The sequence below is a fragment of the Pseudomonas sp. HMWF006 genome, assembly GCF_003061205.1.
GTDB lineage: Bacteria > Pseudomonadota > Gammaproteobacteria > Pseudomonadales > Pseudomonadaceae > Aquipseudomonas > Aquipseudomonas monsensis.
The window spans coordinates 1,492-8,751 of record NZ_QAIU01000321.1 but is presented as its reverse complement, the minus strand read 5'-3'; the positions used below and the strand labels follow the sequence as shown (position 1 = coordinate 8,751).

Annotated in this window: 5 protein-coding genes and 1 pseudogene; all 6 read right to left on the bottom strand. The window is 59.1% G+C overall.

The window, feature by feature from the left end; translation table 11 throughout:
- Positions 1–455: pseudogene (locus DBR24_RS13110) on the bottom strand (hypothetical protein); the annotation flags it as partial.
- Between the two features lie 229 nt (positions 456–684).
- On the bottom strand, positions 685–1,458 hold the full coding sequence (locus DBR24_RS13105; protein WP_128614970.1) for an OmpA family protein: 774 nt from the start codon (positions 1,456–1,458) through the stop codon (positions 685–687).
- A 10-nt stretch (positions 1,459–1,468) separates the two neighbouring features.
- A complete protein-coding gene (locus tag DBR24_RS13100) occupies positions 1,469–1,882 on the bottom strand; it encodes a DUF4398 domain-containing protein (RefSeq protein WP_123463479.1) in 414 nt (137 codons plus the stop codon).
- A gap of 129 nt (positions 1,883–2,011) precedes the next feature.
- Positions 2,012–5,647 (bottom strand): transporter substrate-binding domain-containing protein, encoded by a 3,636-nt coding sequence (locus DBR24_RS13095; RefSeq protein ID WP_128614969.1) that lies wholly within the window; start codon positions 5,645–5,647, stop codon positions 2,012–2,014.
- Positions 5,648–6,274 carry a response regulator transcription factor gene (locus DBR24_RS13090; protein WP_128614968.1) on the bottom strand — a complete coding sequence of 209 codons (627 nt, stop codon included), beginning with the start codon at positions 6,272–6,274 and terminating at the stop codon, positions 5,648–5,650.
- Positions 6,275–6,428: 154 nt separating this feature from the next.
- Positions 6,429–7,260, bottom strand: an 832-nt coding sequence (locus DBR24_RS13085) for an EAL domain-containing protein (RefSeq protein WP_256591449.1), incomplete at its 5' end; no start/stop codon positions are given.

Below are 7,260 nucleotides of genomic sequence, written 5' to 3'. Positions count from 1 at the left end.
ACCCGGGTATCGTTGGCGATGGCCAGGATATCCAGGGTCTGTACGCTGCCTGCGTTGATCAGGGTGCGATTGACCGTGGAGCGCGTGACGGTCTGCTGACTGGCGTTGAGCACGGTGTCATTGGCAATGCCGCTGGTGCCGACCAATTGCGTGCCGCCGTTGTTGACCACCGTGCCATGGCTGATGCCACTGGCCACGTTCTGCATCGCGCCGTCTACCACCGTGTCGTAGGTCACGCCATTACTGAACACGCTTTGCGAACCACTGCCACTGACAGTGGTGCGATGCGCCGTGCCTTGGGTGCCAATCGACTGCACGCCACTGGTCACGCTCTCGTCATAGACCACCGCACCGCTGTCGACCGAAGCGGTATAGGCGTTGGCGTACATCGGCAGCAGCAATGCAACGGCGATGGCAACGGGCGTGCGCTGGAACAAAGGGAAACGGTTTTTCATCAACTGATCCTCACGTGCACCCCTTCGGGCGACGGCGTAAATCGGGTTGAGTTCGAACCTTTGATGGAGCCGGCTCGCACTCGGGAAGCCGGTAATTTAGAGAAGCAGCGGGATTTTCTGAGTAGGACTTTTCTTTTAGCGTGTAGGAAATTTCCTAAGCACACCCACCGGTCTCGTCCGGGTCCTTGACGAAAAAAGCGAGCCCGTTGCAGGCTCGCTTCGTCGATCGTCAGTTTCGAGCGCCGAACATGGTCGATCCGTAGGAGATGATCACCTCCACCCGGCGATTGAGCTGACGGGAGCGCGCATCAGCGTTACCGGCCACCGGAAATTGCTTGCCGTAGCCCTTGGTGATCAGACGATCAGCGCTGATGCCCATTTGCTGGAGGGCGAAGGCCACCGCATCCGCACGACGCTCGGACAGACGCTGGTTGAAATCCTCGCTACCCACATCGTCGGTAAAACCCTCGATGCGCACTTTGCGTTCCGGATTGGCTGTCAGGTACTGCGCCAGTTGTTCGAAGTTGCGCTGGCTGCCGTGCTTGAGATCGGCCTTGCCGGTGTCGAACAGCACGTCACCGAAGGTGACGACTTCCCCGCGCTGGGTTTTCTGCGCCTTCATCGCTTGCAGCGCCTTGAGCTGCTGGGTGCGCACGTCTAGCTGCACCTGAGTACGCTCGGCATCGATTTTCTTCAGCCCGGCTTCGGCCTGACGCCCGACGATGGTCTGCTCGGCAAGTGCGATTTTCTGCCTGGCAAGGTACGCCAACTGATCGACGTCCGCCGCCTGGCGATCCTTGATCGAAGCCTGATCAGCCTTGTACAGCGCACTGAACGCATCCTTGGTTTCGATCGCCGCCAGGGTGTTGGACTCGGGCTTTTGCTGCAACGCGGCAAACTGTGCGCGAGCCTGTAGCAATTGCGGGTTTTCCGGTGGTGTGGCGCAACCGGCGAGTATCAAAGCAGATAGCGATACAGCTGGCAGTAATTTGAAAGTAGGCATGTATCGCTCCTTATTGGGCACTGGCGGGCGGATTGAAACCGGTAACCGGGTCTTGCAACATTTCCTGCTTGAGCACCTGAATGCCACTGCGGGCGTCGGTCAGCTGTTTTTGCCATTTCACCGCACGCGATTTGCGTTCGGCGAGGTTGGCATCGGCTTCGATCTGTTCAGCCAGCAGCCTGGCTTGCGGATAGTCTTTTTCGCCCAAGGCGCGTTCCATCAGGAACATTTTGTCCTGCGCGGCCTTCATTTCCAGCGGCGCATATTGCGTCGCTTCTGCCGAGACCGCTCGATTGACCGCGTCACGTGACAGCGAGACCTGCTGCTCGGGAATGGGCGCACTGGCGCAGCCACTCAACACCGCAGCGACGGCCAGTCCACAGGCGACCAGTCGTGCCCGGGAAGACATAGAGGAAAGGGTCATCAACAACTCCAAACGTTAGCCAGTGAAGTGAGCTCGGCGGTACGCCGAGAACACCGCACGTTAGCGACGTAAGGTCAGTGACGAATGTAGGAAAATTCTCAAGGACAGCAGGGAAAATGGAATATTTTGTCAGGCCAGACGCTCGTCCAACTGCGCAGCCAACTGCTCCATCGACTGCTGCAAGGCATCCACCGCGGCGGTCAGGACTTGCGTGTCGAGCCCTTCACTGGCGACCTCCAGCGCCTCACACGCCTGAATCAGCGAGTGCGCCTTGATAATGCGCGCACCGCCCTTGACCCGGTGAGCCAGATTAGCGAGCCCGACCATGTCGTGCTGGGTAAACAGGCGCATCAGTTTGGCCATGTCCTGCGCGTTGCTCGTGGCCAGATCGCTCAACAGACTGTTGATCGACGCGCGATCGCCACGAGTCAGTTGTTCAAGGCTGGCCAGGTCGATGTCACCTGGCCTGCAATCACCGGGCAATTCATCAGTCGCTGAACGCGGCCGTGGGACGACAGCGGCCAGGCGCAGATTGAGGTCCTTGAGGCTGATCGGCTTGAACAGGCAATCGTCCATGCCGGCCTCGGCGCAACGATCCTTCTCTTCGGCCAGCGCATTGGCGGTGAACCCCAATACCAGACTGCGCGGCAACTCTCGTGCAGTTTCCTCATCACGGATCGCCCGGGCCAGTTCGTAGCCATTCATGATCGGCATATTGCAGTCGGTAATGACCACGTCGAAGGTCTGGTTGCGCCAGGCACGCAGGCCATGGGCGCCGTCCTCTGCATCCGTCACCCGATGCCCCAGATAACTCAACTGTTGCGACAACAGCAGACGGTTGGCCGGGTAATCGTCGATCACCAGAATATTCAGGCTGTGGCTGGCCCGCAGTGTCTCGACGTCCTCGTCGGGCGCTGCGTCCAGCGGTTCAAGTATCGGCAGATTCAACAGCACCTCGATCTGCGTGCCCCGCCCCAGCTCACTGGTCAGCGTGAGGCTGCCGCCCATCATTTCGCACAGCGTACGACTGATCACCAGCCCAAGCCCGGAGCCGCCTTGCGCCGACTGACCATGATTACCGGCCTGGGCAAACGGACTGAACAATTGGGTCTGATCCGCAGGCGAGATCCCGCGGCCAGTGTCCTTGACGCGCAGGCAAAGACTCAGCCGCTCATCGCTGCCGCTCTCGACTTGCACACTCAACACCACCTGCCCCGCCTCCGTGAACTTGATGGCATTGCTCAACAGATTCGACAACACTTGTTTGAAACGTAGCGGATCGATCAACACATCGACATTACTCAGGGCGTCCAGATCCAGTTGCAGACGCAACTGTTTCTGCCGCGCCAGGCCCTCGAAAATGCGCGCGACCGACTCAACCAGCTCTCGCAGATTGGCGCGTTCCGGCGCCAGCGACAGGCGGCCGGATTCGATCCGTGCAATGTCGAGAATGTCGCCAATCAGATCCAGCAACCCACGCGCCGCGCCCGAAGCCACCTCGACCGCGAAACGGTCCAGTACACCCTGATCGGCCTTTTTCAGCGCCAGTTCGAGCATGCCGATGATTGCGTTCATCGGCGTGCGGATTTCGTGGCTCATGGTCGCCAGGAACGTGGTCTTGGCGCGGTTGGCGTCATCGGCGACATCCTTGGCGATTTGCAGCTCCTGCAACAGATGCTGGCGCTCGCTGACATCGATCCAGCCCGCGATCATGCCGGTGACGGCACCGTCGCTGCCACGGTAAGGCAACATCCAGTGGTAGATCGTCAGCGCGCGGCCGTCCGCCAGATTCAGGCTACGGTCCTGAATGCTCGGCAAGCCCTCCTCCATCACCCGTAGATAGTCATCCTGAAAAACCTGTGCCTGCTGCACATCGCTGAGCACGCCGTCCGTCACCAACTTGCCGATCACCGCTTCGCGCTCGGTGCCGAATACCTGCAGGTAACCGCTGTTGCAGATCACCAGGCGGCCTTCGCGATCGCGCACGTAGATCGGATGCGGCGTGCCATCAATGAGCACGCGCATGAACTCCATTTGATCGTTCAGAGCGATTTCCGCCTGGCGCCGCTTGCGCATCAACAGACGCAGATAAGCAATCCAGCCAAACGCCACGAGCAGCAACGCGCCGGCGATCACGAAGCCCTGGAGGATGATGTCGCGATTGCGCAGCCAATAACTGTCATCCACCACCACTTCGCTGCGCCAGCGGTTGGTCAGCTCGTCCATTTCTTCCGGGCTGATGCTCAACAGGGCCTTGTCGAGAATCGAGTACAGTTCCAGCGCACCGCGATTGGTCGCCAGTGCAATGCGTGCAGGCTGGGTGCCGACGGTACTGCTGACCTGCAATGTGTCGCGGTACTGACGCGAGATCATATAGCGGGCACTGACCAGCGAATTGATCGCGCCCTCGACCTTGCCCTGGGCGACCATCTCCATGGCTTCGGCGGCATTGTCTGCGGCGACCAGTTGCACAGAGGGATATTGCTCGACAAGGTATTCGCGCAAGACGTTGCCGCGGATCAGCGCCAGACGCTTGCCGGCCAACTGATCGAGGGTCTTGGGCTCACCGCCACGGCGCATGACCAGCACGAACGGATTGATCAGGTACGGACGGGTGAAACGCAATTCGCCTTCGCGCTCGGTGCTTGGCGTAAACGCCGCCAGCATGTCGGCCCTGCCACTGGTCACTTCACCGATCAGGTCATCGACCGAATCCACGCGCTGCATATCGAATTGCAGCCCCGTGCGCAGACTGATCTTGGCCAGCACGTCAGCACTGATCCCGCGAAAGTTGCCGGCGTCGTCGACAAAGGTCAGCGGCAGGAAGTTCTCGTTGATCGCGACTTTGATGCGCGGATGACGATCCAGCCAGCGTTGCTCTTTGACACTGAAATGCAGCCGGTGCTGGCCGGGAATGGCCACTCCGCCGACACTCCAGCGCCGCCGGATACTCATGCGTTCATCAACAGGAATGACCTTCAATGCAGCATCGAGAATCTGCAACAACCGAGTGTTGTCCCGGGTCACGGCAAAACTGAAGGGCTGGGTTTCCATGCGCGAAAAATCGCTGAGCTGAACGTTGTTAAGGTAGTTCTTCTTGATCAGGTAATTGGAGCTGAGCAAGTCGCCCAGATAAACGTCAGCCTGACCAAACGCCACGGCACCGATCGCCGTCAGTGTCGAGGGATACAGTTGCACATTGGCGTTGGGGTAAAACGCCTGGACCGTTTCCGGAGGCAGGTAGTGATAGAGCATCGCCACACGTTTGCCTGCCAGGTCTTCCGGCAGGTTGTGACTCTCATCGATGCGCGTCACTAGGGTCGGATTATCGTCAGCGTAAGGCAAGGAGATCGCCAATTGCGGATCCGCCGCTTCAAAGCCGTTGGCGGTGCCGATCATATCGATCTGGCCGCTTTTCAGCGCAGCCAGCAGATCGCCGCGCGAGGCGTAACGCCGGACCTCAACGTTGACGTGCAGGAGTTGTTCGATCAGTTGCGCGTAATCGGCCGTCAGACCTTCGTAGTCATTGCCGTTGCCGGTAATCGCAAAAGGCGCGTAATCGGGGCTGCTGTCGCCGAGCAACAGGCGCCCCTTGCTCCGCAACCAGCTCCAGTCCGGCTCATCCAGTGGCACGGCGTACTCCTGGACATCCGAGCGACCGAGCAGCTGCAACGTATCGGGCTGCGCAACGGCCATTGCCTGCTGCAGCGACAGGGAGCCGAACAGCGCAAGACCGGCAAGGCAATTTCTGACGAAAATAATCATTTAGAGCAGGTTGTTGCGCTTGGCGAAATCAGCGAGATACACCACCGACTTGACGTTGAGTTTCTCGATCAGACGCGTCTTGTAGGTACTGACCGTTTTGTTGCTCAACAACATCGCGTCGCCGATCTCCTTGTTGCTCAGCCCCTTGGCCAACTGCTGCAGAATGGTCAGCTCGCGGTCTGACAGGCTCTGGATGAGTTCCAGATCCGTGGCCTGGGCATCGCTGCGCCGGACCGAGCTACTGGCCAGATTGGGGAAAAAGGTATAACCGTCCATCACTACTTTGATGGCTTTGACCAATTCGTCCAGATCGTTGGTTTTGGAGATATAGCCCGCCGCGCCTGCCTTCATGGAGCGCATGGAATAGAACTGCGCTGATTGCGAGGTCAGCACCAGAATCTTGCAGTGCAGGTTCAGCGCACTGATACGCGAGATCACCTCCAGGCCGTCGAGCTTGGGCATGGCGATATCCAGAATGATCAGATCGGGAGTGTGTTCGCGGGCCTGTTGCACAGCGTCGGCGCCATTATCCGCTTCGGCCACAACGTCGAAATGTTCCTGCTTCAACAGCATCTTGACCGCAGAGCGAATGAACGGATGATCGTCCACGATGATCGCTTTGAGCATAAAAACCCCTGTAGGACACGTCGATCAACAACATCGGCAACATCACGAATAATGATGGGACAGCAGACCAGGCGATCCTCATGTCGAAAAATACACGAGCATCACTGGAGTGTAGGAAAAATCTTGAAAATAACTGCACAAAGTCACGCAAGGGTCAGCGCCCGCCTTCAGGCTTTTCCAGCCACTGCAGCAGGTCATGCCCGGTCATGGGCCGGGCCAGGTAATAACCCTGACCCAATTCACATTCGAGCTCGCGCAAACGCTCGAGCACCTTTGGACCGCTGACGCCTTCGATCACCAGATCCATCCCCAGCGAACGGGCCAGTGCCCGCGTGCTGGAGACCATCGCCCGATTGCGCTGACGATCGAGGTGCTGGACAAAGCGGCCATCGAGCTTGATCTGAGTGAACGGTAACTGACACATCAACTTCAGCGACGAAAAGCCTACGCCAAAATCGTCAATCGACAGCCCGCAACCGAGCAGGCGCAAGCGCAGCAGGTTCTCCTGCGTGCCCGGCGGGCAATCGAGCAAGCCGTTTTCCGCCAGTTCGAGCATCAGCACCGCCCCTTTGAACCCATGACGCTCCAATGCCAGTTTGATGTGTTCGACCAGTGCACTGTCCATCAACTGTGAGGCATGCAGGTTGAACGCCAACTGCAAGGTCACGCCGCGATGGCGCAAAATGCCCAGCAGGTTCAGACCCTGTTCGAGCAGTTGCTTGAACATCTGGTCGGTCAGGTCATAAGCCAGCACGGCGGCGAGAAAGTCACAGGGCAACAGGGTGCCGCGCGCCGGATGCTGCCAACGGGCCAGCGCTTCGACACCAATCACCGCACCGCCCTGCAGCTGAAATTGCGGCTGGAACCACGCCCGGAATTCGCCCAGTGCCAGCCCGCGACGCACTTCATCCTCGCCCGGCAGCTCCTTGCTCAACGGCGCCAACACGGGAGATACCCGCACGCGTTTGTAGCGATACAACAGGCGA

What these genes read in the sequence shown, in the direction of transcription:
- DBR24_RS13105 (WP_128614970.1), bottom strand. Translation starts at nt 1,458, where the DNA reads ATGCCTACTTTCAAATTACTGCCAGCTGTATCGCTATCTGCTTTGATA.
- DBR24_RS13100 (WP_123463479.1), bottom strand. Translation starts at nt 1,882, where the DNA reads ATGACCCTTTCCTCTATGTCTTCCCGGGCACGACTGGTCGCCTGTGGA.
- DBR24_RS13095 (WP_128614969.1), bottom strand. Translation starts at nt 5,647, where the DNA reads ATGATTATTTTCGTCAGAAATTGCCTTGCCGGTCTTGCGCTGTTCGGC.
- DBR24_RS13090 (WP_128614968.1), bottom strand. Translation starts at nt 6,274, where the DNA reads ATGCTCAAAGCGATCATCGTGGACGATCATCCGTTCATTCGCTCTGCG.